Origin of the sequence: Pseudomonas fluorescens, from assembly GCF_902497855.1 — a bacterium.
Classification (GTDB): Bacteria; Pseudomonadota; Gammaproteobacteria; order Pseudomonadales; family Pseudomonadaceae; genus Aquipseudomonas; species Aquipseudomonas fluorescens_BI.
Genome location: NZ_CABVHU010000014.1, coordinates 154,925 through 177,787 on the forward strand (window position 1 = coordinate 154,925; position 22,863 = coordinate 177,787).

Below are 22,863 nucleotides of genomic sequence, written 5' to 3' on the forward strand. Positions count from 1 at the left end.
CTTAGAAACTATAGGTTCCGGTCACGACCAGGCTACGCGGTGCACCCGGCTGGATCTGCGCCGCACTGGTTGCCGAGGAGTAATAAGTCTTGTCGCTGATATTATTCAGCGCCGCTCGCAAATCCCAGTCCTTCTGCCGGAATCCGGCCAGTGCGTCCCAACGGCCATACCCCGGCAGGACGGTGGTGTTGAGGTTGTCGGCATAACGCTCGCCCACCAGGGTCAAACCGGTCTCGGCGTACCAGCCCATGTCCGGCTTCCAGGTGAGGAACAGGCTGCCATTGCGCTTGGCCACGTTACTGATGCGTTTACCTTCAAAGCCGTTGTTGTCCTTCTCGACCGTCGCATCCTGCAGGCCCACGCCACCGCGCACATACCAGTTGCCGGCAATCTTGCCGGTGCCGGTCAGTTCGATCCCGCGGGAACGTTGCAGGCCGGAGAGAAAGGTAATGGTCGGGTCGTTTGGATCGCTGGTGCGGCGGTTGTAGAGCTCCAGTTCGTAAATCGCCAACGTAGTGCTCAGGCGATCGTCCAGCCAGTCGCTTTTCACCCCGATTTCTTTCTGCTTGGTCAGCTCGGGACTCAGGTCGTTACTGTTGCCGGCCGCACCAGGGGTGATGCCGATCAGACCGCCGCCGACCGGGGAAAAGGTCTTGGTCCAGGAGGCGTAGAAGGAATGATTCTGCAGCGGCGTCCAGACCAGTCCTACGCGCGGGCTGGTGCTGTGGCTGTCACGGTCCTCGGAAATACCCCGCAGCTTGTTGGTCGACTCGATGTCGAAGGTGTCGTAGCGCAGACCGGCCAGCAATTGCCATTGATCGTTCAGGCGCAGTTGATCCTGCACGTACACCGCACGGCTCTCGACTTCGGTGTGGTTGTCGCTGGATACCTGCATACGCCCGGTGTGGCGCAGGTCGCGGTTGGGCGGGTCGAGATCCAGCGACGGCACCGGCTGGCTGCCAGGCCCGGTAGTGGCGGCGGTGTACAACGTCGGGTCACGGCGCTGACTGCCGATTTCGATGCCGGTCAACAGGCGATGTTCCAGGCCGAAGGTATCGAAACCGCCTTCCAGTTCAACGTTGTTGTAGACGTTGCGGGTGGTCAGATCCTGTTGCCAATGCTGGCGCGTGACCCGGTTGGTCGCCGGGGTATAGCCGGTCAGATAGGTGTTGTCGAAATCGCTGTCGAGCTTGAACACGCCCAGGGTGTGGCGCAGCTGCCAGTTGTCGCTGAGTTCATAGCTGAGTTTCGAACGCAGGGATTGCGACTTGTCATCGATGAAATCGTGCTCGTTGCCGTAGGTCGTATCCCGATCCACGTCCGCCGGGCGTCCGTTGACACCAGGGATGCCGCGATCCGGCGTCCGGTTGTAGCGGCTGTACTCGTACTGCACCAACCAGTTGAGGTCGGGCGTCAGTTGCCAGCTCATCGATGGCGCGAACAGCTGACGGTTGCCACTGACGCCATCGCGGAAGCTGTTCTGGTCCATGTTACCCATGTTCAATCGCAGGCTGATGTTCTCGCCGGGGTCGGTGCTGAGGTCCGCATACAGACTGCGCAGGTCGTCGCTGCCGCCTTGGGCTTCAACGGTCGAACGGCGGCCGAACTCCGGCAGTTTGCTTACCCGGTTGACGATCCCGCCCTGGCTGCCACGGCCATACAGCACGGCGGCCGGGCCTTTGAGGACTTCAATGCGTTCGATGTTATGCAAGTCGCGCATGTATTGGCTGTCGTCACGAATGCCGTCGAGGTAGAAATCGTTGCTGGCGTCGAAGCCGCGGATGCGCAGGCTGTCGAAGCGGGTGTCCGCACCGCTGCTGACGTTGGGCATGCCACTCAACGCAGTGCCGAGATCGTTGGTGCCGTAGTCCACGACGTTCGCGGTTTTAATCGAGTCGATGGCTTGTGGCACGTAACGTACCGGCGTAGCGGTACGGGTTGCGGTACTGGTTTCTATCACCCGTGGGTCATCGGCTTCAGCTTCGGCGCTGATGGATGTGGCAGGCAGGGTGGTAGGAGCGGCGTAAGAAAAACTGGCAGACAGCAAAGCCGAGAGCCCAAGGCTGAAGGGCGCGAGACGAAAGGGGGCAGGCATTTAAGGACGCATCCGTAGGATTTTTCAGGGGGCAGCGTGTAGAGGGTGCAAATGATAATGCGTACTATTTACTTCCGTAAATTATTCTTGAACGGTCCGGTCGTTTCATTGTGTCCGTTTGTGTCGATGTCATTACAAACCCGCGATTCGGCAAGTCGCACGATTTCAATCGCAAGACCGCAGCAATTTCTTAGATGATTTCGACATATCACAGACGATTCATGAAATTGACACAGCGTTAAGGGCGCGGCTACGATTCCGCCCTACGCCAGTGGCTAACCGCCATGACTCACATAATTACAATAAGGCCCGCCCCGACATACTCGTGGGCGGGCCTTATTGTTTTAAGGTGAAAAAAGAGCGCAAAAGCGCCGTTTCACCCGTGAGATACAGCGCGTATCAACCCGTAATAAGGAAAAGAACAAAATGTTGAACAAGCGAATCAGCCTGATCGCTCTGGGGATGTTGAGTGCCACACAGGCCATGGCTAACGACCAGGCCGAATCCAAGGGTTTTGTTGAAGACAGCAGCCTCAAAGTGCTGCTGCGCAACGCCTACATGAATCGCGACTACAAAGACGGGAACCCGGATAAGGCCGAATGGGGCCAAGCGGCCATCGGCACCTTCTCGTCCGGTTTCACCCAGGGCACCGTCGGTGTGGGTGTGGATGCTTTCGGTCTGTATGCATTGCGTCTGGATGGCGGCAAAGGTCGCACCGGCGCACAAGGTATCGACTTCTTTAAAAAGGGCGACAGCGGCAGCGCGGCAAATGACCTGTCCAAGGGCGGGGCGGCGGTCAAATTCCGTCTTTCCAGCACGACGCTGACCTACGGCGACCAGATGCCGGCTCTGCCGGTGCTGAGTTACGACAACTCACGCCTGCTGCCGGAAAGCTACACCGGCACCCTGATCACCTCCAAGGAGATCAATGGCCTGGAGCTGAACGCTGGTCGCTTCACCGCCGAATCGCGCAAGAGCGCGCAAGGCCGTGACAGCGGTGGCTTGAAATCGATCAACGTGTTGGGCGGTAGCTACCGGTTCACCGAGCAGTTCAAGGCTGCGCTGTACGCCTCCGACGTCGAAGACGTGCTGAAGAAGCAATACGTGAACGCCAACTATGCGCTCCCGATCGACAAGGATCAGTCCCTGACCCTGGACTTCAACGGCTACCGCACCAAGCTGGACGATTCCTATGTCCGCGAAAGCGGTGCCACCGGTGATGACAACAAGATCTGGAGCCTGGCCGCCACCTTCGCCACCGGTCCGCACTCGTTCACCCTCGCGCATCAGCGCAGCACGGGTGACAGCAACCTGGGCTACCCCTACGGCGGCTACCAGAAAGATCAAGGGCGCGTCGGCGATGGCGGTAACACCATCTACCTGGCGAACTCCTACTGGTCCGACTTCAACGCCGAAGACGAACGCAGCTGGCAGCTGGGCTACGGCCTCGACTTCACCACCTTCGGTGTTCCAGGCCTGACCTACAACGTCGCCTATGTGCGTGGCAGCAACATCACCACGTCCACCAGCGAAGGTGGCACCGAGCGCGAAATCTTCAACCAGTTCAAGTACGTCGTGCAAAGCGGCGCGGCCAAAGACCTGAGCGTGAGACTGCGCAGCTCGGTCCTGCGCGTGTCGCAGAAATCCAGCGAATACAACGTCAGCGGCAACGAAGTACGGGTGTTTGTGGATTATCCGATCAACGTTTTCTGATGATCGGTGGCGGTATCGAAGCCTGATTCAAGGCTGAGGAAGAAAAAAGCCCCGACTGGTTCGGGGCTTTTTTGTGGGCGAGATTTAGCGTTCACCGATAGTGGAAATTTCCTGCGCTGAATTGAGAACGTTCTCGAGTACAGAAAGGATTTGGCTGATATTCACTGCGTGGTCAAACGATTAAAAATACGGGACGAGAGGTCCAGCTGATCGTCAGGAACCCAGCTTTAGGAGACGTCCATTTGCGCTGAGGTTGACCCCAAACAACCGCTCAATCACAATACTGAGGTAGCGCCAATGTAGCTACAAATTAACGATGAGGTTATTACCATGGGTGCATTGCTGAAAACCACAGATGTGCGTTGCCGTATTGATGAAGATCTGAAGGCACGTGCTACTGAAGTCTTGAGCGCCTGCGGTCTGAGTATCAGTGATGCCATGCGTCTTTTTCTTCGTCAGGTCGTAGCAACTCAAGGCCTTCCTTTTGAGGTGCGCGTCCCTTCGGAGAAAACGGCCCGCGCCATGATGGAAGCACGAGATATTCGTCAGCGGTTCGACTCGATAGACGAAATGCTGAGGGATGCAGATGGCGAAACCGGAGAAAAAACAAAACCGCGCTGAGCTGCCCAAGCAATGTTCACAAACGTCTGAATTCAAGAAGTCGTGGGAACGTTACAAGCGTGCCGGTCGCCGCGATATGAATGAAGTTCGTCGGGTGATGGTCATGCTATTTCTGGGAGAGCCGCTGCCCGCCGAATACCTGGATCATGCGCTGACAGGGGATTGGGCTGGTTTTTGAGAGTGCCATATAGGCGGTGATTTCTTGATGATTTATGAGCACACACGTTCCGATCTGATCACATTTGTTGATCTCGGAAGCCATTCAGAGCTGTTCAAGTAGTATCGCTAATCAAAAAGCCCCGACTGGTTCGGGGCTTTTTTGTGGGCGTCGCAGGGCTCTAGCGTGCGCCGCAGGGCATTTCCAAGGTCTGTGATACCCGGAATCTCACAGCAGAAATGATCGAAACGATCATTTGAATGATTGATTTGCGCATTATTTGCCGATGACCTAAGATAAATTTGACTGAAATAATCACATCGTGATCGTTTCAGTCAGTTTCGAGGTGATGCACGTTTTGCCAAACAATTATAAAAGGAGACCCTCGTGGCCCAGATCCCTATCAAGCGCACCATAGAACGCATACCGGGCGGCATGATGATCGTGCCCCTGCTGATCGGTTCGCTGGTGGCAACCTTCCTGCCTGACACGCCAAAGTTTTTCGGCTCATTCACTAATGCGCTGTTCACCGGTGCGCTGCCCATCCTCGCGGTGTTCTATGTCTGCATGGGCGCGAGCATCAATATCAAGGCTACGCCTTATCTGCTCAAGAAGGGCGGCACGCTGCTCATCACGAAAGTCGGCATCGCCGTGCTCATCGGGATCATCCTCGGTCACTTCCTGGGCGAGCAGCCGATTTCGTCAGGTCTCTTCGCCGGCATTTCCACCCTGGCGGTGGTCGCCGCGATGAACGACACCAACGGCGGCTTGTACATGGCGCTGATGGGGCAGTACGGGCGCTCCGAAGACGTCGGCGCCTACTCGGTCATGTCCCTGGAGTCCGGTCCTTTCCTGACCATGGTCACCCTGGGTATCGCCGGGCTGTCCGCATTCCCGTGGCCGACGCTGGTGGGCAGCATCCTGCCGCTGGCGCTGGGCATGCTGCTGGGTAATCTCGACCGCGACATGCGCGACTTTCTGGCCAAGGCCGTGCCGGTGATGATCCCGTTCTTCGCCCTTGCGCTTGGCGCCAGCCTGGACCTGCATAACGTCTGGCAAGCCGGTTTGCTGGGTCTGGGCATGGGGGTTGCGGTGGTCGTGCTGACGGGTATCCCGCTGTTCTTCGCCGACCGCCTGACCGGTGGCACTGGCGTCGCCGGTGTCGCGGCGGCCACCACCGCCGGGAATGCCGCAGCGGTGCCGGCGCTGATCGCGGCGGCCAACCCGGTGTACGCCGAAGCCGCGAAGAGCGCGACAATCCTGGTAGCGGCTTGCGTCGTGGTCACCGCGATTCTCGCGCCGATACTCACCGCCGCTGTCGCCAAGCGCGTGCAACAGCGCAACCCCGCTGTCATACCGGAACCGGAGATCGAGCCTCAAAAACGGGAGGCCTTGCGATGAGGATTCTGATCATCGCAGACGATCTGTCGGGCGCGGCGGATTGCGCCATCGGCTTCGCGAGCGCGGGTCTGCAAACGGTCGTCACGCTCGATCCCTTGAATGACAAGACTGACGCCCAGGTGATTGCCGCCGATACCGATACCCGGCGCCTCTCGCCGGAGCAGGCTGCCGAGCGCACCGTCGCCGCGTTCAGGGCACTGCATCAACCCGGCCAGCGGCTGTACAAGAAAATCGATTCCACCTTGCGCGGTAACTGGGCGGCGGAAGTCGCCGCCCTGCAACCGTTGGCGGGCCTGGCCATCGTCGCGCCGGCGTTTCCCGCCACCGGGCGTACGTTGCGCGGTGGTCGGGTGTTCGTGAACGGCCAGCCACTGGAGTCCACCGATACCTGGAAACTCGAAAACGCCGATCGTCCGGCGGATGTAGAGGCGATGCTGGTGGCCGCGGGCCTGAGCACCGCCAAGCTTGATCTGGACACCTTGCGCGGCAATGAACAGGCGCTCGAGCGTCATATCGCCGAAATGGCCAGCAACGGCACCCAGGCATTGATCGTCGATGCACAAACCGAAGACGACCTGCTGACCCTGGCTCGCCTGACCGCGTCGATGGATCAGCCGCTGTTCTGGATCGGTTCGGGTGGCCTGGCGCGGGAAATCGCCAGTCTTGCCGATTTTTCCGAAGCACGTTTCACCGCCATCGAACCCGCTGCAGTCGAAAAAAGCCAGGCGCCGATCCTGATACTGGTCGGCAGTCTGTCCGGCGTCTGCGAGCGCCAGTGCGCACTGCTCAAGGAACGTGGCGGGGTCAGCGAATTGGTCGTCCCACCTGCAGTGCTGCGCCAAGGCACCACTCATGGCGATTGGGAACTCTGGCAAGCGCGCATCGGCGAGCAGTTGGACGGCTGGAGCGACCTGCTGCTGCGCATCGGCCGTGATGAGGCGTTCGATCCTCAAGAAGGCGCGCACCTTTCTACCCTGCTGGCCGTGCTGGTAGAGCCGCACTTCGCCAAGGTCGGCGGCCTGATCGCCACGGGCGGCGAGACGGCGCGGGCCATCTTGACCACCGTCGGCATCGACAGCCTGCAACTGCTGACCGAAATCGAAGCCGGCGTCGCCTTCGCCCGACCGGCCCTTTCCCGACACGGTCATCGCCCCGGCATTGTGACCAAGGCCGGCGCGTTCGGCACCGATTACGCCTTGTATGCGGCATGGCAACACCTGAGCGCCAGCGCTGATCGCTCGCCGCCCCAACGCACACGAATCCAAGGACTCGAATGAACACTATGAGCAACTACCTTCCCATCATCGGCATCACCATGGGCGACGCCACGGGTGTCGGCCCGGAAATCGTGGTCAAAAGCCTGACCCATGACATCGTCTACCAACAATGCCGGCCGCTGGTGATCGGCGATGCCCGTCGTCTTGAGCAGGCCAATGTGATCGTCGGCGGCAGCGCCAAAGTGCGCCGCATCGAGGACGCCTCCCAGGCGCTGTACGAGGCCGGCACCATTGACTGCATCGACCTCGACCTGATCCCCGACGATCTGCCGTTCGGCGAACTGTCGCCCATCGCCGGTGACGCCGCCTACCAATACATCGCCCGTGCCGTGGAACTGGCGCAGGCCAAGCAGATTGACGCGATCTGCACCGCGCCCTTGAACAAGGAAGCGCTGCACGCCGGCGGCCACAAATACCCCGGCCACACCGAAATGCTCGCGCACCTGACCAACGTCGACGAAGTGTCGATGATGCTGGTGGCGCCGCAGTTGCGGGTGATTCATGTCACCACCCACATCGGCATCATCGACGCGATCCGCAAGATCGAGCCGGGCCTGGTCCAGCGCACCATCGAACGCGGCAACGCGACGTTGATCAAGGCTGGCATCGCCAGACCGCGCATTGGCGTATGCGGGATCAACCCGCATGCCGGTGAAAACGGTCTGTTCGGCTATGGCGAAGAAGAAGAGAAAATCATCCCGGCAGTGAAGCTGCTGCAGGAACGCGGCCTCGACGTGACCGGCCCGCTGCCGGCCGACACGCTGTTCTTCCGCGCCGGCCGCGGCGATTTCGATCTGGTGGTGGCGATGTATCACGACCAGGGCCACGGCCCGGTCAAAGTACTGGGCCTTGAAGCCGGCGTTAACGTCACCGTTGGCCTGGACGTGATCCGCACCTCGGTCGACCACGGCACCGCCTTCGACATTGCCGGCAAGGGCATTGCCGATGAACGCAGCCTGCTCGAAGCGCTGCGCCAGGGTGCGGAGCTTGCCACGCGACGGGGATGAGCCGCACGGGCGCTGTCGTGTAAGATCGACCACCGTCCATTGTGCGAGCCCCGCCATGAAAGCCTCCGAACGCCACCGCGCCATCCTCGATCTCGTACGTATCGGCGATGCCAACGTCGAGCAATTGAGCGCGGCGCTCGGGGTCTCGGAAGCGACGGTGCGGCGCGACCTGACCATGCTCGCCAAACAACGGCACCTGGTACGCACCTATGGCGGCGCCACTGCCGTGGTCGGCGTGCATGAGCCGGAAGCCTCCCTCGAAGAACGCAAGACGTCGCAGTGGGAGCAAAAGGATGCCATCGCCCAGGCTGCAGCGGCCCACGTGCAGGACGGCGACACCGTACTGCTCGACGGCGGCACCACCTGCGCCGCGCTGGCCCATCACCTGTGCTCGCGCCAAGACGTGCACGTGGTGACCAATAACCTGCTGGCCGTGATGACCCTGGCCAATGCGCCGGGTATCCGCTTGACCTTGATCGGCGGCGACTTGCGCGGTTCGAGCATGAGCACCTTGGGACCGTTGGCGGAGCTGACGTTAAGTCGGCTGAGCGTCGACAAAGCCTTCCTCGGTGCGGATGGCGTGGTCGCGGAATTCGGTTTGTGCGAAGCGAGCGCGCAGCAGGCTTATCTCAAGGAATGCATCATCAAGCGGGCGGCGCAAATCGTCGTACTTGCCGACACTGATAAACTCGGCCGCGCGCGACAGCAGCACTGGACGCCGATTGAGCGGGAGTGGCGGCTGATTACCGGCGCCTCGGCTGATGATGCTGCCCTCGCACCCTTTTATGCGCTCAAGCAAATCACCGTGGAAACCGTAATCATCGGTTAGACCACCGAACTGTAGGAGCCGGCTTGCTGGCGATGGCGGCCTCAAATTCGCTATCGCCGGCAAGCCGGGCTCCTACGAAAAGCGATCATTTCTGCGCTCATGTCGTCAAAACCCCGTTTCGGTAACACGTGTCGCCAACATGTCGTTCGCGGCGACATGTTCCCAGGACGTGTCGTTAAAAGTGGAAAATTGCGACACGTAACAAAACGGACTACATCAGAAGGGGCGAAGTCCTATAGTAAAGTCGTACAACATCTAGCAGACGTTAGCTTGTGAAATAACGATCTGAGGCGTGGCCCCGGCATCGTTGGACGGAAATGTAAACGTGGTGCGAAAGCCCAGTTTATCCAGCATGTCCATCATTGCATCGATCGTGAATTTCTCGATCTTCCCAGTGGTGAGCTCTGAGATGCGTGATTGGGTCACGTTCAACCTGGTTGCGGCTTCACTCTGTTTGAGGCCAAGGGTTTTGATGCAGTCAGTGATGAACATCGAAAGCTCCATCTTCAGCGCGATTTTACTGGAGACTTCTTTTTCATGCGTGACATGGAATGGGCTGTCGAAAAATTGAATGGCCATGAATGTCCCCCTCCTTTGAGTTATCTAAAATTTTCGATAAATGCAGGTTATTCGATTGATCCATTAGAGGCAAACATGTAGTGCTTTCGCGACGGAATCCATTACACCAAGTAACTAATGATGTTCCCGCCCCCACCTTTATCCCCTCCAGCTAACTCCATACATTGAGCTCCAACACCTACCCATCACCCCGATGAGCAGGTCACCGGAGATCTTCCTCATGCCTTTCGTAAGCGTACGCATCACCCGCGATGGCGTTACCTCTGAGCAGAAAGCTCAGGTGATCGCCGAAATCACTGAAACACTGGAACGTGTCCTCAAGAAGGACCCGCACCTGACCCACATCGTGATCGAAGAAGTCGACACCGATAACTGGGGCTACGCCGGCATCACCACCACCCAATACCGCAAGCAACTGGCTGAAGAGGAGGGGAAGTCGTGACGCCGTCGGTCTCCATCGATTTCATCTCCGACGTGGTGTGCCCGTGGTGCGCGTTGGGTGCGACGGCACTGGAGCAAGCGATCGGGAACGTGGCGGGTGAAGTTTCGGTCCAGCTGACCTACAAGCCCTTCGAGTTGAACCCGGACATGCCGGCGGAAGGCGAGAAAGCGGTCGAGCACTTGATGCGCAAATACGGGCGCACCGCCCAAGACGTCGCCGCTGGCAAGGCGATGCAGATCGAACGTGGCGCGGCCATCGGTTTCACGTTCGATCTGGAGAAGCGCACTCACTTCTACAACACGTTCGATGCTCACCGGCTGATGTTGTGGGCGTTGCAGGAAGGGCGGCAGGTCGCACTGAAGAAAATCCTGTTGCGCGCTTACTTCACCGACGGCCAGAACCCGAGCGATCGCGAGACGCTGGTTCGTCTGGCCACTGAAGCGGGACTGGATGCGGCGGCGGCTCAAGAGGTGTTGGCGTCCGGAGGGTTCTACAACGAAGTGCGAGAGCTTGAAGCGTTTTACCGCCAGCACGGGATCAATTCGGTACCGGCCATGATCCTCAACGGTCGACACCTGGTGTCCGGTTCGCAGTCGGTCGAGTACTACGAACAGATGTTGAGACAAATGGCGAAGGCCCCCGCTGAAGCCTGATTACTTACTTTTCAAACCATTATTTATTAGTAGAGGTTCATCATGAGCAATTCGAAAAAAGTCATCGTTATCACTGGCGCCTCGCAAGGTCTCGGCGCAGGCATGGTCAAGGCTTTCCGTGACCTGGACTACAAGGTCGTCGCCACTTCACGTTCGATCAAACCATCCACCGACCCGGATATCCTCACTGTGGCGGGCGACATCGGTAACCCGGAGGTCGCCCAGCAAGTTATCCGTGAAACGATCGAACGTTTCGGTCGCGTCGACACCCTGGTTAACAACGCCGGGATCTTCGTTGCCAAGCCATTCACCGAATACACCGCTGAAGACTACGCCAATGTGCTCTCGGTGAACCTGAATGGGTTCTTCTACATCACCCAACTCGCGATTACCGAGATGGAGAAACAAGGCAGTGGTCACGTGGTGAACATCACCACCAGCCTGGTGGACCATGCCATCGACGGAGTGCCGTCGGTACTGGCGTCGCTGACCAAGGGTGGGCTGAACGCGGCGACTAAATCTTTGGCCATCGAGTACGCCAAGCGCGGGATTCGGGTGAACGCGGTTTCTCCCGGTATCATCAAGACGCCGATGCATGGTGAAGAAACTCATGAAGCGCTGGGGAATCTGCACCCGGTCGGACATATGGGCGAGATCAGCGACATTTCTCAGGCAGTTGTGTATCTGGACAGCGCCAACTTTGTTACCGGTGAAATTCTGCACGTTGATGGTGGGCAGAGCGCGGGTCACTAAGACCTGCTTTTTCAAACCCCGGAATCAAAGCCCTCGCATTGATGTGAGGGCTTTTTTTATGGTGCGCGGTATCAGCGGCTGACCTGATGCGGATAGACCAAGATTTTCGGCTTGATTGATCAAGCTGGACAGTTAGGGTTTGTTTTCTGGCTTTCTTATCTCAGGCACCATTGCTGCTGATGTTTCCAATCATTTGGAAATCCCATAAGTCTCAAATAACCAAATTCCTGCTGATCCACGATTTCGGCCAAGCGCAGCTTCCATTGGCTGTCTGGACTAATCAGGTCGGTCAGGTATGCAAGCATCGTCAATACGATGTACAGACGCTGCTTAGGCTGAGGCCCGTCGGCAGGTGCGTTCGGAATGACCCATTCTTTTGGTAAGGATGGTCGAATCGAGAGTTCTCGGTTCCAAAGCCGTGAGTGGTGCGCGCAGCAGTTTCGAATGAAGGTCAGAGTGTGTAGCCAAGAGGCCAATACATCGAAGGGCAGGCGGAATCTGGTGGCGATAGCTTTCTTATCGGCACTTTTTCCTATGGCATTGAACAGGGTCGAAACCGTCCCAAGGCTGAGTTCTTCCAATACCGCCCAAGCGGGTGGGAGCTCAGGGTGGGCGTAGGTTGCTCCGTAGTATCGAAAATAATTATCGCGCATACGGTTTTCGATCCGTTGTTGCTGTAGCCCATCGGCCTGTCGGCCTTTTTGGAGGCGGTCAATATCACGTCTGAGTTTGTTGCGCTCTTTATGCAATTGCTCCCGCAGGGGGCGCAGTAGCTCGGGATGCCGGTAAGACGAGGAGAGGACTGACGCGTCGGCTATCCAGTCAGGCCCATATTTAGGACACATGTGATTGCTGATGGTCGCCCGCATAGCGACTTCGACACGTTCGATGGCATCCATGGTTATGCGTCGCAACGTACCATCGAAGCGATAGATGTCGACGACTGCTTTCAGCGTGCTGCCGGGCTTGAAGCTGTGTTCAGGATCTGGTTCCTGAAAAGGGCGCATATATGGGCTCAGGCGAAACAGCGTGACCACTTCTAGAAACCGAATGGCCCGATTGTCGTTGGCGACGTACAAGCCCCGTTGCTTTAGCAGTTCCAATTGCTGTTCTACGCGCAGGGCCGGCTTGTCGAAGGGCCTCATGTAGTTTTCTCCAGGCAAAAAAAACCCGCACGATTTGAGCTTGCTGACTGGGTCAACCTAGGCTTGGCGGGTGTTGGGGTGCATTATAGGTAGCTGGAAGGGGTCGTCAATGCCATGCCGAAGTGAAATTGTAACGGTTCGGTGAGCCGGCAGATTTGGACGGGGAAGGGGACCGACGGAAGGGGACGGATCTATTTTCCCTGGTTGGGCATATGGGCGAGATCAGCGATATTTCTCAGGCAGTTGTGTATATGGACAGCGCCAATTTTGTTACCGGTGAAATTCTGCACGTTGATGGTGGGCAGAGCGCAGGTCGTTAAATCCAGTGCACAGCGTCACCGACTAATCTCGGCGGCGCTGTTTGGACTCCCGGTCAAAGCGGCTTCATCGACATTAGAATTTCTCGCACTGGTCACTTGTCGTCATTGCGCCGAAAAAATCTAAATCCATCCTGTTGTTTCTACAATGTTTAAGCATTCATTACTGGAGTCGTCCTGCTAACGGCTCTGGCATGGCCGCCAGCGAACTAAACTTGTATCTCTGGAGCAGATATCTCTATAGAGGCAGGAGGTGTCAAATGGCCATTCAAGATACCTATCGGGAAATTGAACAGACCCTGGGTCAAGTACCAGAGTGGATCAAGCAGATGCCGGAAGGCGGCGCGAGCGGATTCTGGGGCGTGGCCCGGGACTTCTGGCTGGCGGATACCAAGATTCCTAATAAGTACAAGGAGTTGATAGGTCTGGCGGTGTCCGGGGCGACCCGTTGTAAGTATTGCGCCCTGTTCCATACCGAAGCCGCGCGCTTGTTTGGCGCGAGCGACGAGGAAATATCCGAAGCCAGCTTCATGGGGGCGTTGACCATGATGGGCAGCACCTTTATTAACGCCCAGCAGATCGACTATGAGCAGTTCCGGCAGGAAACCCTGAGTATCGTCCGGTATGTCAAAGATCACTCGCAATCCAAAGCCGCTTAAGCCGTTGCGCGAACCTGCCCTTCGCCAGCTGACGAAGGATAAGTTGATTGCAATCACCAGCGATGGTCCGAGGACCACCGCTCGGTGGCAAGCGGCTGTGCTGCGAGCCATCGGCGAATTAATGCATTACAGCGATACTGCCCGCGAAGAAAACCAGGACCTGCGCATTCCCTTCGCCAAAGCACTCCATGACCTCTATGCGGGACAGAAGTCCGACGCCGAGTTGACGGAAATGGTGTTGCTGATGCTGGAAGTGGAAACCGCCCCCTTTCTCGGCGAAGGCCCCAGGGCGGGAGCAGCATCCGGGAACAAATGACCTCTGAGAAGTGGATAGGGCCAAAAAGAGCCGTAGTGATTGATCTGAACTAAATAACGACGCTTCCTGATCTACGTCCTCATCGCGACCAGGCTCCCACAGGTTCCAGTGTATGGGCAAAAAGTGAACATTCCAGAAACAACAAAGCCCTCGTATTTCTACGAGGGCTTTGTTTTGTATGGTGCCGGCACCAAGAGTCGAAAAATTCTATAACTATATGTAAATAAAGAATTTTATATTGGCGCGTATTTTTTCTATCCCTAAAACTATCCTTGTCGTTAGTCCGCTTTCTAGTGGAATGTTTATTTGCTCCAGTCTCTGATTGCATTTTGCAATCGTGGAACGAGCGCATTGTGACCACCCTTTCGAAACCTCATAAAGGTTTATGCCATTTCGTCGGGTTGATCTGCATCCTGTATCAGTTTTGTGGAGAGAGCAGTACTGGATGTTTTTTTGAAAAAATGCCATCACCCCCCTTGACTGCTGGCACTTCGCCCCTAAAATGGAGGTCTCTTTACGTGCTTTGGGGCTTCGTGCTCTAGTCGGGTGTATAGCCAGACTCTAATTTATTGATCGGCTTTAGTTGCGACGAAGTCCCGCGTGGGCCTCAGTCGTCGTTCCTCCTCCTAAAGCCCACGCGGGACTTCGTCGCTATATCTTTGGTAAAGAGCCCTCCCTCCTCCCTCTATTCTCTCAGGCTATTAGGGTGGTGGTGGCATGAGATAAGAAACGCGCATTTGAGTGATAATAGTGAAGTTCGACGATAAAAGGGAAGAACATCTCGCTCAAATCACACTCGAAACCTCTCGAATTGTGCATGAACAACCGATCTTATTTCTTTGCGGCGGAAAGGTTGATGTCAAGCTTGCAGAACCAGAGTCGGTGCGCGGAGCTCTTGTCGAGCACCTCAATAAAACACGTTGTGACCTCGCAGAAAGCATAACTCTTGCTGAGGAATTTAAGGACTGGATACACGATTCCATATATCGTGACCTATTGGTCTTTGAAAGTGATATAGCCCACATCTCATCACTTATAGTCATAGTGTTAGAAAGTGCCGGTGCACTTACTGAGTTGGGGCTATTTGTAAGAAATAGAGCTCTGCGAAATAAGATTCTAGTTTTTGTAAACGAGAAACACTACGAAGAAGAATCGTTTATTAAGCTTGGCCCTCTTCGGCATTTACAAGATATTAAAGAATCAAGTGTATGTGCGTATCCATGGGAAAAAATTGGAAATACTGAAAAAGTAGATATGAAAGGATCCCTTAAGGATTCTTTGGCGGAAATGCGAAGCGACATTTTAGCCATCGTCTCAGATCAAGATAAATCAGAGCTTTTCAACAAAGATAACGAGGGTCACGTTAGCTTTGTGATATATGAAATTGTAAAAACTTTTCAAGCTTTGAAAATCACAGAGATTGAAAATTTTCTTGGTAAACTTGGGCTTGCTATCGGAAGAGAAAAGACCAAGCGGCTTATATTTCTCCTTACAAAGTTTAAGCTCATAGGCATGGCTAAGCGCGGACATGTAGAGTATTACTATGCCACAAAAGACATTGTGAAGGTTAATTTCGCCGGAAAATTTGAGCCAACATCGGCAAAGCTTTCGGCAATGAAATTCTATTTAACTAATGACAGTGAGTCAAAAAGGCTTCAGGTGATAAAGGCTGTGTGCTTACCGCCCTCATCAACGCCACCTCCGCCAGTTGTAGCAGCACTACCTGAAGTTGGAGCGGCAGTATGAGTATTCTTGAATCGCTTTCGCAAAAATTTATGATTAGTGCTGGGGAGTTACGCTCCTTTATAAAAACTGCTCCATACAGGTACAAGGTTTACCCTATACCTAAAAAGAGTGGGAAAGGTTTTCGAATTATTGCTCAGCCGAGTGATGTATTGAAAATGATGCAGCGGATGGTACTTGAAGAGTTCTTGTCCGAATTGCCTGTTCATTCATGCGCAGCAGCCTACAGAGAAGGGTTGAGTATTAAGGATAATGCGGAGGCGCATGCAAAGAATCAATATTTACTTAAAATGGATTTTTCAGATTTTTTTCCTTCGATGGCGCCGTCGGACCTTATAAATCATATAGTTAAGCATAAGGGAGCTATAACGGCCGAAGACGCATACATGATCCGGAAATTATTTTTCTGGGCCAGAAAACAGGACCCCACATATAGATTAAGCATTGGTGCGCCATCGTCTCCGTTTATCTCTAATACTCTCATGTATGGTTTTGATTGTGTGCTCCAAGATTATTGCGGAAAATTAGGAATCACCTACACACGATATGCAGACGATATCACCCTCACCACAAATGTGAAGGGCTTGCTTCTAAGTATGCCAAGCTATGTCAGAAGCCTATGCAAAGAAATTGATTATCCGACCCTTAAGGTGAATGAGCAAAAAACTGTATTTTCTTCTAAGAAGAGCAATCGTCACGTTACTGGTCTGGTTATAAATAATGAGAACCAGGTTTCTTTAGGGAGAGAGCGTAAGCGATATATACGATCCTTGATTCATAAGAGCTCCCTGGGAGAGATGACAAATGAAGAAATGCATAACTTGAAGGGGCTGCTTGCATTTGCAAAATATGTAGAGCCCGCATTCTACAAGTCTGCACTAGACAAGTATGGCTTGCCGGCTTTGTACTTGATCGAAACCTTTCAATCTAAGCCAGAAGTCATTGGGTCTCTAGGGGAAGAGACGCTTCCCGTAAGTGATGTTTTTTAAGTCATACGCATCGCTAGCCAATCTTCGTAGGTTAGTTCCTTCGTGCTGATTAGGCGGCGCGCGGAACTGCTTTTTTAGGTTTATTCGCTTGTCCGCTTTTGGCAGCTTTCTGTCGGTCACTCCCCCTTTTGTGTGTCATGGTCAACCTGATGTCCGTGATGGGGGGTGAGTTTCGCTCAGCACGTGAACCGCCAATACTTTCGTAAGCGAATAGCGATAAGCTGCACGGTCAGCAGATAGTAATAGCGCGTTGATGCAGCACACTCGCTTACGTGGTGACCTAGAAACCAGGCCAGATGCTTTCGTTGCCAAGTCCATGGATTGTCTCGGTACCAGCGGGTAGCAATTGCCGTCTGAATGGCCATTGCTTGGCGTAGGTGACGCTCGCGTGTGGCGTGCGACCCGGTCAGGATGCCCGCCAGAAACAGCTCCATGTTGAATGGCTTGCTCATGCTCGACCCCCGATGTAAGCCGATACCACGTCGATACGGCCGTGCCCCAGCTCATAGCTGATTTGGTCTCGGGCCTCCCGATCGAGGCTTTGGTTGAGTTGATAGCAACGGCCGCCGTTGATGGGCGCGGGATGAAGGGTGATTTGCTCATAGCGTTCGCACGCATAAGCCGCCCGCAATTCGTGGAAGCCTTTGAGGTTGTGCTGATGGAGGATGTCCCGTGCCGGGCGGACGATTCCCCGTTGGAAATCGAGGTAGCGTTCGTCCGGTGCAAGCAGGTTGCGGCTACCGTCGGGCGAGACCTGTTCGGCAAACCTCAGCGCGTCACGAATATGCTCATCTGCCGTGATCCAGCGAGATGCCGAAGCGCCTGAGCGGCCACCTTTGGTGCCATCCTGGATGTTGATTCTGCCGAACCTCTCGGCTTCCCGTTGCAGTCGAGGAAGGTCGGCCAAAATGGCCTCGCGCAAGCGCATGCCGGTGGTTCGCGCCAACTGCGCGATGGCCGCGGCGCGCGGCATTTGGTGTTCGCAGAGCACGTCGACGATCCGCTTCACGTGTTCGCGGTCTTGGCCTTGCGGCACCGAGCGGCGAACACTGGTGCGCCACATCCCTAGCGCCTTGCTCGGACTCGGCACTTTTACATACTGATCACCGCGAAGCGCGGCCATGGTCCGGTTCACGCTGGATAACCGGTTTTGCGCGGTGGCGATGCAGATAGCCCCTTGTTCAACTTGCTGCCGCAGATGCCCGGCATAGTCCAACAAGGTCTGCCGATCAATTTTTCGCGCATCGTTAAACCCCGGCCCATCCTCCGACCGACACCAGCGCACAAACGCCTGCCACCGATCACTGTGTGCTTTGACTGTCCCGTAATGCCCGCCGCCAAACATATCGCGCAATGCCTGTGGCCCGGCATAGCTCAGTTGCCGACCCCATCCAAAATTTCGCCCGTCCCGTCTACCGACCAATGCCATGATCCAACTCCTCTCGAAGCAAAACTTTTAAAAACTTCCCCACGTCATCCCGCCATGGATGTTGAGTGCTATCAGGGATCAAGGCCCCTGCGACCTGTGAGGGTTGTCTGCTAACGCGGGACTGGCGGCTCCTTACGGCCGGGAGCTTGGGCATCTCATGATCTGACCTCCTGGACACTTCCAAAGAAGTGGGCGGGTGGAGGCTGCGCTGGCTGACGAGCCCAGCGCCGCGAGATCCTGAGTCGGGTGAAGGCAGTGAAGCGATGACTGGGGCATGCCTGACTGTCAGTCAGGTGCAGTCCATTCCGTGGGCTGCGGCACCATCATCTGCATCGCTGTTGCTGGTGACTTTTCGGTGTTTGTCACGCCGATTGTCACGAGGGGGAATGCCGCAAAGCCTTGTACGAGTTGGGCTGCAGCAGCGGTAGGAGCGCCCGTCTCTTTCCGGAAGAAAGAGACGGGCGCAGGTTGGCGCAAGGAAATGGCCAAGCGGATAGGTTGCTGCAGGGCAGCTATGAAAGGGGATGAGTTGCCGCAGTGGGCACACTGATAAAAGTAGGCATCCATCACATCGCTGTGACCGTGCGAGCCGCCGGACGCTAATCGCACTTTGGGAGAACCACCACGGTGTGGCGTAGCCTCAAAGGTTCTGGCTACCTGGGTTGCTGTCAACGACAGCGCTTTGCCCGATCTTTTCTACGCCTGTGGATAATTCGGGTCAAGGCTCGAATTTTCGGGAGTTCTGCGGCTGTGGATGAAATTATCCACCGGTGGAAATCAGTGGTTTTCCACAGGCAGTTGCGTGGGCTTTAGATTTTTTAAGTGAGGTCCAGCCAAGCAGGGCGGCTTTGCAGCCCCGCTTGGATGGACCCGCGTGGACAAGCGGATCATCGAGATTTCGAGAACGTACGCTTACTTTGCTGCGCCGCGATTGGCTTTTGGCCGTGTGACATTCGTGCAGAGTCGTGAGGAGTGACATCCTCCTGCTGATGGGTGACTGGGAATCGGCTCCACCAGTTCATGATCAGTCTCCGCTCGTCGAGTTGCGTGCGACTATGGAAGACTGAGTACAATCCCCGCACGTATGTCTTTTCTTCGACCTTTTGCAGCTACGTGAAGCCGGCTGATCATTTAGGAAGTCTTTGATGTCACTCAATCCCCACACCCTTGAAGACCTGCCCTCGCTGGTTGAATCTGTCGAGCTCGAATGCAAGCTCGCTCAGGGGCAGGATGGGAAGGGAGAGTTGCCTAAGGATTTCTGGTTAACCTACTCCGCTTTTGCTAACACTCAGGGTGGGGTAGTACTGCTTGGCGTGCGCGAGAAGGATGGGCAGTTCAGCGTCGCAGGCCTATCAAATATCGAGAAAGTACGTACTGACCTGTTCAATACCCTCAACAATCCGGCCAAGGTCAGTGTCAATCTGCTGACTGACCGGGAGGTGGTCGTCAGAGAGCTGGAGGGCAAGCAGGTACTTGAAGTGAAAATCCCGGCGGCTTCGCGTAAGCAGAAGCCGGTATTTCTCAATGGTCAGCCGCTAGGTAACACTTATCGTCGATTACATGAGGGTGATCGGCGTTGCTCTGAGGAAGATGTTCGCCGCATGTTCGCAGAGCAAGTGGAGGACTGTCGGGACGAGCGGATTTTGCCGAATTACGACTTCGCGGACATTGATCCGGACAGTCTGCGTATCTACCGCCAGATGCTAAGCGACATAAAACCAAGCCATCCAGCGCTGGAGCACCAAGGGATTGAGTTTCTCCGACAGATAGGAGGTTGGCGTAAGGACCGCGCGAACGGAGTCGAAGGGCTGACTCTGGCAGGTTTACTCATGTTCGGACGCTGGCTTTCGATCCAAGAGAGTGTGCCGCATTACTTTGTGGACTATCAGGAGCGGCCGTACGCCAAAACAGAACTACGTTGGGTGGATAGGCTCGTCCCTGATGGAACCTGGTCAGGAAATCTGTTTGATTTCTACCGGCGGGTTTATCGCAAGTTGGTTGAGGACTTAAAGGTACCGTTCGCTCTCAAAGGTGATCAGCGCCAGGATGACACACCGGTACATGAAGCTCTGCGCGAGGCTTTGGTTAATACCTTGGTCCATGCCGACTATACCGGGCGGGTTTCTGTGTTAGTCGTGAAGCGTCCTGACTTGTTTGGTTTTCGCAATCCTGGCGGCTTACGTTTACCCCTTGAGCAGGTGTTGCAAGGTGGTACCAGCGATTGCCGGAACAGGCTAATGCACCAAATGTTTCTTCTTATCGGTCTTGGCGAGCGTGGTGGTTCTGGGGTTCCAAAAATCTACAGCGGGTGGCGCAGCCAGCATTGGCGACCGCCAGCCCTTTATGAAAAGCCCGAGCCCGAGCAAACCCTTCTTGAGCTTCGCATGTTGGACTTGCTTCCAGAAGGGGTGGTGGAGCAGTTACGAGAGCGATTTGGGGTTCGTTTCGAGAGCTTGGAACATACTGCTAGGTTGATTTTGGCCACAGCCGCGATTGAGCGGGTGGTCAGCCATAATCGTCTCCTTGAGATTTGTGATACTCATGCTCATGACTTGAGCCAACTGCTTGCACGGTTGGTACGCGAGGGATTCCTTGTGCCCGACGGGCGCTCACGGGGCATGATTTATCACCTGCCGGGTGAGCAACTGCCTACGCCGGAGCAAGTGTTCGCAGGTCCGCTACAGAGCTCCGAACATTACGCCGGCAGCTCCGAACATAACGGGGCTAGCTCCGAACATAACGCAGGTAGCTCCGAACATAAGGTCGAGCTGGATATGCAGCGAAACGATGATGGCTGCTTGTTGAGCGATCATATTGACGCGCCGCTGATCGATGCTTTGGACAGGCTTGATGCAGGGTTTCGAGAAAAGCTCGAAATACTGGCTGAGGAGCCGCGCAATCGAGAGCGCATGCAAAAGGATCGTATGCAACAGGTGATTATCACCCTATGCAAGGAGCACTATCTGACGCTCAACGTTTTGGCTAATTTGGTAAAGCGCAGTCCAGATGCCCTCCGTCAGCAGTACTTGAATGGAATGGTGAAAAGCAGGCAGATTCAGTTGGCATTTCCGTCCAAGCCGACTCATGAAAGGCAGGCGTACAAAGCGTACATTAGTGGGCAGGACGAGGAGTAGGCTAACGGCCTACTCCCTCAAGCGGCTTTTCGCCTTGAGCCGCGTGACGTTCGTCCCGGTCTGGTTTGCAAATTCGTGCGGGGTGACATGCTCCTGCCGGTTGGCCTCCAGATACCGGCTCCACCAGTTCATGATCAGCCTGCGCTCCTCGATGAACTCTGCCTTGTGGATGTAAGCGGCGCGGACGTTGTTCCGCTCTTTATGGCTCATCTGCCTTTCAATGGCGGTCTCGGACCACAGTCCTGATTCAATCAGCGCGCTACAGGCCATCGAACGAAATCCATGCCCGCAGATTTCGGTTTTGGTGTCATAGCCCATTTTTCTGAGTGCGCTGTTCACCGTGTTTTCAGACATGGGCTTCCAAGGCTTGGCATCGCCTGCGAACACCAGATCGAATTTGCCGGTGAGGGCGTGGATCTGTTCAAGCAGGGTCACGGCTTGCGGCGATAAGGGTACAAGGTGGATATCCCCGGCCATCTTCGTACCCCTTGTTGAAAAGGGGACGCCGTCCAGTGCGGGTCGAGTGTCCGGTATCTCCCAAGTGCCGCGCTTGAGGTCGAACTCGCTCCAGCGGGCGAAGCGAAGTTCGCTGGAGCGGACGAACACATGCAGCGAGAGCATGACCGTCAGCCGGGTAAGTGCGCGGCCTCTGTAGGTGTCGATACGCTCCTGCAATTCAGGCAGATGCGATAAGGGTAAAGCAGGGCGGTGAATCACCCTGGGGGCTTTGATCAAACCTTCAAGGTCGGAGGCAGGGTTTGCCGCGATCTGTCGAGCACGTTTCGCCTCGCGCATGATGCTTTGTAGATAGTTTTGTACCCTTAAAGCGACGTCAATCGTGCCGCGTTTCTGGATCGCTTCCAGAGGTTGCATCAGGTCATGGGTGTCCAGATCGACAATAGAGCGAGCGCCGATCAGCGGGAAGACATGGGTTTTGAGGCGGCTCAGGACGGTCTTGGCATGGCCCGGAGCCCATTTGGCAGACATCGCTTCGTGCCAGTCCAGTGCGGCGCTTTCAAAGGTTCGGCCTTTGATTGCGGCCTGCGTCTTGGCTTGGTGTTTGGTCTCTATGGGGTCGATGCCATTCGCCAGCATCCGCTTGACCTCCAGGCGCTTGTTGCGCGCATCGGCGAGGCCGACCACGGGATAGCTGCCGAACGAGGTCAGTCCTTCGCGTCCATCAGGCTTGATGTACCTGAGACGCCAGCCTTTACGGCCATTGGGTTGGACTAGAAGGTAGAGGCCGTCGCCGTCGAAAAGCTTGTAGGCGCGGTCGGTGGGCTTGGCTGAGCGGCAAGCCGAATCGGAGAGTGGAGCAGTGGTGCGCGACATAAGGGTACTCCCCCTTTATCGAATTACCTTACCCCTAACACTACCCCTAAAACGGTTGGAATCCACCAGTTTCTGACGGAAACCGATGGAACGCCAAAACGAGAAAACCCGCCAGAAGGCGGGTTTTTCGAGGGTTCCAGAGATTTTGAAAGCCTTCTCTGGAACCTTATATGGTGCCGGCACCAGGAGTCGAACCCGGGACCTACTGATTACAAGTCAGTTGCTCTACCAACTGAGCTATACCGGCGTGTTGGGCGACGATTATAGCGATT

The 22,863-nt window shown here is 55.7% G+C and carries 20 protein-coding genes, 1 tRNA gene and 2 pseudogenes; 16 read left to right on the top strand and 7 right to left on the bottom strand.

The genetic code is table 11. The features are described from left to right. Position 1: 1 nt before the first annotated feature. Positions 2-2,095, bottom strand: coding sequence for a TonB-dependent receptor (locus F8N96_RS25455; RefSeq protein ID WP_150800154.1), 2,094 nt, complete (start codon positions 2,093-2,095; stop codon positions 2-4). A 426-nt stretch (positions 2,096-2,521) separates the two neighbouring features. Here F8N96_RS25455 and F8N96_RS25460 point away from each other — a divergent pair, with 426 nt between their 5' ends. From F8N96_RS25460 to F8N96_RS25490, 7 genes and pseudogenes are all read left to right on the top strand, one after another. Then, positions 2,522-3,808, top strand: a complete 1,287-nt coding sequence (locus tag F8N96_RS25460) for an OprD family porin (RefSeq protein ID WP_150800155.1) — start codon at positions 2,522-2,524, stop codon at positions 3,806-3,808. A 330-nt stretch (positions 3,809-4,138) separates the two neighbouring features. After that, complete coding sequence (locus F8N96_RS25465) at positions 4,139-4,429, top strand: type II toxin-antitoxin system RelB/DinJ family antitoxin (protein WP_150800156.1); 291 nt, start codon at positions 4,139-4,141, stop codon at positions 4,427-4,429. Next, positions 4,395-4,709: pseudogene (locus F8N96_RS35510) on the top strand (type II toxin-antitoxin system YafQ family toxin). Before F8N96_RS25465 ends, F8N96_RS35510 begins: the two are co-directional and overlap by 35 nt. A gap of 264 nt (positions 4,710-4,973) precedes the next feature. After that, complete coding sequence (locus F8N96_RS25475; RefSeq protein ID WP_150800157.1) at positions 4,974-5,987, top strand: 2-keto-3-deoxygluconate permease; 1,014 nt, start codon at positions 4,974-4,976, stop codon at positions 5,985-5,987. Continuing rightward, positions 5,984-7,264 carry a four-carbon acid sugar kinase family protein gene (locus F8N96_RS25480; RefSeq protein WP_150800158.1) on the top strand — a complete coding sequence of 427 codons (1,281 nt, stop codon included), beginning with the start codon at positions 5,984-5,986 and terminating at the stop codon, positions 7,262-7,264. The genes F8N96_RS25475 and F8N96_RS25480 overlap by 4 nt, the downstream gene beginning before the upstream one ends. Before the next feature lie 5 nt (positions 7,265-7,269). Continuing rightward, positions 7,270-8,271 carry a 4-hydroxythreonine-4-phosphate dehydrogenase PdxA gene (gene pdxA / locus F8N96_RS25485; protein WP_150800203.1) on the top strand — a complete coding sequence of 334 codons (1,002 nt, stop codon included), beginning with the start codon at positions 7,270-7,272 and terminating at the stop codon, positions 8,269-8,271. A gap of 55 nt (positions 8,272-8,326) precedes the next feature. Further along, a complete protein-coding gene (locus F8N96_RS25490) occupies positions 8,327-9,100 on the top strand; it encodes a DeoR/GlpR family DNA-binding transcription regulator (RefSeq protein WP_150800159.1) in 774 nt (257 codons plus the stop codon). Positions 9,101-9,355: 255 nt separating this feature from the next. On the opposite strand, the gene F8N96_RS25495 is transcribed toward F8N96_RS25490, so the two are convergent. Beyond that, complete coding sequence (locus F8N96_RS25495) at positions 9,356-9,679, bottom strand: helix-turn-helix domain-containing protein (RefSeq protein ID WP_150800160.1); 324 nt, start codon at positions 9,677-9,679, stop codon at positions 9,356-9,358. A 220-nt stretch (positions 9,680-9,899) separates the two neighbouring features. Here F8N96_RS25495 and F8N96_RS25500 point away from each other — a divergent pair, with 220 nt between their 5' ends. From F8N96_RS25500 to F8N96_RS25510, 3 genes are read left to right on the top strand one after another with little or no spacing between them, the layout of a single operon-like run. Beyond that, entirely contained in the window at positions 9,900-10,121 is a 222-nt protein-coding gene (locus F8N96_RS25500) for a tautomerase family protein (protein ID WP_138963756.1), read from the top strand. After that, a complete protein-coding gene (locus tag F8N96_RS25505; RefSeq protein ID WP_150800161.1) occupies positions 10,118-10,774 on the top strand; it encodes a DsbA family oxidoreductase in 657 nt (218 codons plus the stop codon). Before F8N96_RS25500 ends, F8N96_RS25505 begins: the two co-directional genes overlap by 4 nt. Before the next feature lie 42 nt (positions 10,775-10,816). Next, positions 10,817-11,527 carry an SDR family NAD(P)-dependent oxidoreductase gene (locus F8N96_RS25510; RefSeq protein ID WP_150800162.1) on the top strand — a complete coding sequence of 237 codons (711 nt, stop codon included), beginning with the start codon at positions 10,817-10,819 and terminating at the stop codon, positions 11,525-11,527. Between the two features lie 155 nt (positions 11,528-11,682). Here the strand turns inward: F8N96_RS25510 and F8N96_RS25515 are convergent, their stop codons facing one another. Beyond that, the gene (locus F8N96_RS25515) at positions 11,683-12,672 is read right to left on the bottom strand and encodes an Abi family protein (RefSeq protein WP_150800163.1); all 990 of its coding nucleotides are present in this window, start codon (positions 12,670-12,672) and stop codon (positions 11,683-11,685) included. Positions 12,673-12,875: 203 nt separating this feature from the next. Here F8N96_RS25515 and F8N96_RS25520 point away from each other — a divergent pair. The 5 genes and pseudogenes from F8N96_RS25520 to F8N96_RS25540 all read left to right on the top strand — a co-directional run. After that, positions 12,876-12,992 (top strand): annotated as a pseudogene (locus tag F8N96_RS25520) (3-oxoacyl-ACP reductase); the annotation flags it as partial. A 257-nt stretch (positions 12,993-13,249) separates the two neighbouring features. Then, entirely contained in the window at positions 13,250-13,648 is a 399-nt protein-coding gene (locus F8N96_RS25525; protein ID WP_150744857.1) for a carboxymuconolactone decarboxylase family protein, read from the top strand. Then, the gene (locus F8N96_RS25530) at positions 13,614-13,964 is read left to right on the top strand and encodes a hypothetical protein (protein ID WP_224789629.1); all 351 of its coding nucleotides are present in this window, start codon (positions 13,614-13,616) and stop codon (positions 13,962-13,964) included. The genes F8N96_RS25525 and F8N96_RS25530 overlap by 35 nt, the downstream gene beginning before the upstream one ends. Before the next feature lie 750 nt (positions 13,965-14,714). Continuing rightward, entirely contained in the window at positions 14,715-15,710 is a 996-nt protein-coding gene (locus tag F8N96_RS25535; RefSeq protein ID WP_150800164.1) for a retron St85 family effector protein, read from the top strand. Then, positions 15,707-16,696: a retron St85 family RNA-directed DNA polymerase gene (locus F8N96_RS25540; protein ID WP_150800165.1), complete on the top strand. Its 990-nt coding sequence runs from the start codon at positions 15,707-15,709 to the stop codon at positions 16,694-16,696. The genes F8N96_RS25535 and F8N96_RS25540 overlap by 4 nt, the downstream gene beginning before the upstream one ends. 176 nt (positions 16,697-16,872) lie before the next feature. Here F8N96_RS25540 and F8N96_RS25545 read toward each other — a convergent pair whose 3' ends face one another. After that, positions 16,873-17,148 carry a hypothetical protein gene (locus F8N96_RS25545; RefSeq protein ID WP_150800166.1) on the bottom strand — a complete coding sequence of 92 codons (276 nt, stop codon included), beginning with the start codon at positions 17,146-17,148 and terminating at the stop codon, positions 16,873-16,875. Then, the gene (locus F8N96_RS25550) at positions 17,145-18,125 is read right to left on the bottom strand and encodes an integrase domain-containing protein (protein ID WP_150800167.1); all 981 of its coding nucleotides are present in this window, start codon (positions 18,123-18,125) and stop codon (positions 17,145-17,147) included. Before F8N96_RS25550 ends, F8N96_RS25545 begins: the two co-directional genes overlap by 4 nt. Positions 18,126-19,270: 1,145 nt before the next feature. Here F8N96_RS25550 and F8N96_RS25560 point away from each other — a divergent pair. Further along, positions 19,271-21,259, top strand: coding sequence for an RNA-binding domain-containing protein (locus tag F8N96_RS25560; RefSeq protein WP_046045539.1), 1,989 nt, complete (start codon positions 19,271-19,273; stop codon positions 21,257-21,259). A gap of 9 nt (positions 21,260-21,268) precedes the next feature. Here F8N96_RS25560 and F8N96_RS25565 read toward each other — a convergent pair whose 3' ends face one another. Both F8N96_RS25565 and F8N96_RS25570 read right to left on the bottom strand, forming a co-directional pair. Next, on the bottom strand, positions 21,269-22,591 hold the full coding sequence (locus F8N96_RS25565; protein ID WP_150800169.1) for a tyrosine-type recombinase/integrase: 1,323 nt from the start codon (positions 22,589-22,591) through the stop codon (positions 21,269-21,271). Positions 22,592-22,762: 171 nt separating this feature from the next. Continuing rightward, positions 22,763-22,838: transfer RNA gene (locus tag F8N96_RS25570), tRNA-Thr, on the bottom strand. Between the last annotated feature and the right edge of the window lie 25 nt (positions 22,839-22,863).

What these genes read in the sequence shown, in the direction of transcription:
- F8N96_RS25455 (WP_150800154.1), bottom strand. Translation starts at nt 2,095, where the DNA reads ATGCCTGCCCCCTTTCGTCTCGCGCCCTTCAGCCTTGGGCTCTCGGCT.
- F8N96_RS25460 (WP_150800155.1), top strand. Translation starts at nt 2,522, where the DNA reads ATGTTGAACAAGCGAATCAGCCTGATCGCTCTGGGGATGTTGAGTGCC.
- F8N96_RS25465 (WP_150800156.1), top strand. Translation starts at nt 4,139, where the DNA reads ATGGGTGCATTGCTGAAAACCACAGATGTGCGTTGCCGTATTGATGAA.
- F8N96_RS25480 (WP_150800158.1), top strand. Translation starts at nt 5,984, where the DNA reads ATGAGGATTCTGATCATCGCAGACGATCTGTCGGGCGCGGCGGATTGC.
- pdxA (WP_150800203.1), top strand. Translation starts at nt 7,270, where the DNA reads ATGAGCAACTACCTTCCCATCATCGGCATCACCATGGGCGACGCCACG.
- F8N96_RS25490 (WP_150800159.1), top strand. Translation starts at nt 8,327, where the DNA reads ATGAAAGCCTCCGAACGCCACCGCGCCATCCTCGATCTCGTACGTATC.
- F8N96_RS25495 (WP_150800160.1), bottom strand. Translation starts at nt 9,679, where the DNA reads ATGGCCATTCAATTTTTCGACAGCCCATTCCATGTCACGCATGAAAAA.
- F8N96_RS25500 (WP_138963756.1), top strand. Translation starts at nt 9,900, where the DNA reads ATGCCTTTCGTAAGCGTACGCATCACCCGCGATGGCGTTACCTCTGAG.
- F8N96_RS25510 (WP_150800162.1), top strand. Translation starts at nt 10,817, where the DNA reads ATGAGCAATTCGAAAAAAGTCATCGTTATCACTGGCGCCTCGCAAGGT.
- F8N96_RS25515 (WP_150800163.1), bottom strand. Translation starts at nt 12,672, where the DNA reads ATGAGGCCCTTCGACAAGCCGGCCCTGCGCGTAGAACAGCAATTGGAA.
- F8N96_RS25525 (WP_150744857.1), top strand. Translation starts at nt 13,250, where the DNA reads ATGGCCATTCAAGATACCTATCGGGAAATTGAACAGACCCTGGGTCAA.
- F8N96_RS25530 (WP_224789629.1), top strand. Translation starts at nt 13,614, where the DNA reads ATGTCAAAGATCACTCGCAATCCAAAGCCGCTTAAGCCGTTGCGCGAA.
- F8N96_RS25540 (WP_150800165.1), top strand. Translation starts at nt 15,707, where the DNA reads ATGAGTATTCTTGAATCGCTTTCGCAAAAATTTATGATTAGTGCTGGG.
- F8N96_RS25545 (WP_150800166.1), bottom strand. Translation starts at nt 17,148, where the DNA reads ATGAGCAAGCCATTCAACATGGAGCTGTTTCTGGCGGGCATCCTGACC.
- F8N96_RS25550 (WP_150800167.1), bottom strand. Translation starts at nt 18,125, where the DNA reads ATGGCATTGGTCGGTAGACGGGACGGGCGAAATTTTGGATGGGGTCGG.
- F8N96_RS25560 (WP_046045539.1), top strand. Translation starts at nt 19,271, where the DNA reads ATGTCACTCAATCCCCACACCCTTGAAGACCTGCCCTCGCTGGTTGAA.
- F8N96_RS25565 (WP_150800169.1), bottom strand. Translation starts at nt 22,591, where the DNA reads ATGTCGCGCACCACTGCTCCACTCTCCGATTCGGCTTGCCGCTCAGCC.